The following is a 2,699-nucleotide window of genomic DNA, read 5'->3' as shown; positions in this document are numbered from 1 at the left end:
CAAACAAAATAAACTCATATAAATTTTTTCGAGTAGATATACAGCAGTAAAATTTAATCTTAAATTTTAAATATAGTTAATATAATTAAAAATTGTTTTTTACGAGGAGTAAAGATGAGAATAATAAATGTAAAAGATATAAGAGAAGTCGTTGCCAAGCTTTGCAAACAGGCCTGTTATGTCGTGACGCCAGATTTAAAAGCTGCTTTTACAAAGGCTCAAAGTAGTGAAAGCTCGTCACTAGGCAAAGACATTTTGGGCAAAATTTTACAAAATGCTAAGCTTGCGGAAGAGGGCGTTGCACCTATCTGCCAAGACACCGGTATGACGGTTGTTTTTGTGCAGATCGGCCAAGATGTGCATATTGAGGGTGGTTATATTGAAGATGCGATAAATGAGGGTATTGCGGAAGGCTACACTGAAGGTTATCTAAGAAAGTCAGTCGTTGCTGAGCCACTTTTTGAGAGAAAAAATACCACAAACAACACTCCAGCCGTCATTCACACTAGGATCGTGCCAGGAGATAAGCTAAAGATAAAAGTAGCTCCAAAAGGTTTTGGTAGTGAGAATAAATCGGTTTTAAAAATGCTTGTGCCAGCTGATGGTATAGAAGGTGTAAAAAAAGTCTTTTTGGAGGCTGTAAAATACGCTGGACCAAATGCCTGTCCTCCACTAACAATAGGCGTTGGCATAGGCGGTACGATGGATAAGGCAGCACTTTTGGCAAAAGAAGCAGCAGTTCGTTCAGTCGATAGTAAAAATTCTGATCCAAGATATGCCAAATTAGAAGATGAGTTACTAGAGCTTGCTTGTAAAACCGGCGTTGGTCCTCAAGGGCTTGGTGGCGATACTACTGCCGTAAAAGTAAATGTCGAGTGGTATCCAACCCACATAGCAGGTCTTCCTATTGCTATAAACATTAACTGCCATGCTGCACGCCACGCAGACGCTGAGCTTTAAGGAGAGAAAATGTCAGAAGTAAAAAGAATAACAGCACCATTTGATAAAGAGGTGGTAAAGAGCCTAAAGGCAGGTGACAATGTCCTAATATCAGGCACTATCATAGCAGCTCGTGACGCTGCACATAAGGCACTTACTGAAACATTGGCACGTGGCGAAAAACTACCAGTTGAACTAAAGGGTGAGACTATCTACTATGTTGGACCAACTCCAGCCAAGCCAAATCAAGCTATCGGTGCAGCAGGCCCAACAACAAGCGGCAGAATGGATAAATACACCCCAACTATGATAAATGAAGTTGGTATAAATGGTATGATCGGTAAAGGCTACAGGAGTGACGCAGTAGTCGAGGCTATGAAAAAATCATGCTGTGTTTATATGGTTGCTATCGGTGGTATCGGAGCGCTCATTAGCCAAAGTATCAAAAAATATGAGGTACTGGCTTATCCAGAACTAGGACCAGAGGCAGTTGCAAGGCTTACAGTTGAGGATTTCCCAGCAATAGTTGCCATTGACTGCGACGGCAATAACTTCTATGAAGTCGGTCAAGCGCCTTACAAAAAGATCTAAATTTATCCCGCTAGCAAGCTAGCTAGCGGACTTTAGTAATATCCAAGACACATCGTTTCAGTTAATTTTATGCGTTTTTCAAATGGAGCAGGTGAGAAAAATTTGCACTTTTCAATGTAAATTCTATAAGAATAGCTAAGATTAAAATCATCATAAAATTTCTTCAAGTCTATAAATTTGATGCCACAAATCTCATAAAATTTAAAGAGCTCGTAGATCTTAGAGCCATTTTTTGCTACAAGATGAGAAGGAGCAAGCGAGGTAAAAGAGCAAAATACGCCTGTTGGAATAAGGCCATTTAAAGGCGTACAGGTTTTTATAATGTTTTGAAATTTGACTGGAATGCTATTTTTTCTAAGAAAAACTATTCTTGAGTTTTCAAATTTAGCACTTATGACGTTTTTCCAAAAAAGATAAGCATTTGATGAGATGCCGGCGTTTTTAGCCAACTCAGCACCGAGTACATAATCGTCTAAAAACTCATTTGGTGCGAGTATATTTTGCATCTTCATCCTTTTGAAATTTTGCCCATTATAGCTTTTGGAGACTAAAAATTTAGAAAATTTATAGTAGGATTTTAAAAAATTTCAAAAGGAGAAAATATGAAAAAACAAATCTCAACAAAAAATGCTCCACAAGCGATTGGACCATATTCTCAAGCTATTAGCGCAAATGGATTTTTGTTTATCTCAGGTCAGCTTGGTGTCACACCAGCGGGTGAGTTTGCAAGCAGTAGTGTAGAAGCTCAAGCTGAGCAATCGCTTGAAAATTTAAAAAATATCTTGGCTGAGGCAGGGCTTAATTTTGATAATACTGTAAAGACTACAATATTTCTAGCAGATATGGCAGATTTTGTTAAAGTAAATACTGTGTATGCTAAATTTTTTAAAGAGCCTTATCCTGCTAGAAGTACAGTAGCTGTTAAGACCTTGCCAAAAGACGCACTTGTGGAAATAGAGCTTATCGCGGCTTATTAATAGAGATTGTGTAAAAGTTCATATAATTTAATGTTTAATATGATGGAGAGCAAAAACTCTCCAAATTTATATTTCAAAAACTAAACCCTTAAACCCACTAATAAAAATACATACTTTAAAATTTTAAAGTAACAAACAAATTTTTCTCAAATTCCCTAATTATTTCAACTATCTTTAAGTATTACTCGTATA

4 protein-coding genes are annotated in these 2,699 nt (G+C 37.3%); 3 read left to right on the top strand and 1 reads right to left on the bottom strand.

The window, feature by feature from the left end:
- Positions 1–114: 114 nt before the first annotated feature.
- Positions 115–960 (top strand): fumarate hydratase, encoded by an 846-nt coding sequence (locus F3H01_RS05995; RefSeq protein ID WP_149725178.1) that lies wholly within the window; start codon positions 115–117, stop codon positions 958–960.
- A 9-nt stretch (positions 961–969) separates the two neighbouring features.
- Positions 970–1,530, top strand: coding sequence for a Fe-S-containing hydro-lyase (locus F3H01_RS05990; RefSeq protein ID WP_103593926.1), 561 nt, complete (start codon positions 970–972; stop codon positions 1,528–1,530).
- 32 nt (positions 1,531–1,562) lie between these two features.
- On the opposite strand, the gene cheQ is transcribed toward F3H01_RS05990, so the two are convergent.
- Positions 1,563–2,036: a cheVAW transcriptional regulator CheQ gene (gene cheQ / locus F3H01_RS05985; protein WP_084041562.1), complete on the bottom strand. Its 474-nt coding sequence runs from the start codon at positions 2,034–2,036 to the stop codon at positions 1,563–1,565.
- 96 nt (positions 2,037–2,132) lie between these two features.
- Here cheQ and F3H01_RS05980 point away from each other — a divergent pair, with 96 nt between their 5' ends.
- Positions 2,133–2,507, top strand: coding sequence for a RidA family protein (locus F3H01_RS05980; protein WP_149725177.1), 375 nt, complete (start codon positions 2,133–2,135; stop codon positions 2,505–2,507).
- Positions 2,508–2,699 lie beyond the last annotated feature (192 nt).

Source organism: Campylobacter concisus (assembly GCF_902460875.1).
Classification (GTDB): Bacteria; Campylobacterota; Campylobacteria; order Campylobacterales; family Campylobacteraceae; genus Campylobacter_A; species Campylobacter_A concisus_AA.
This window is presented reverse-complemented; position numbering and strand designations above follow the sequence as displayed.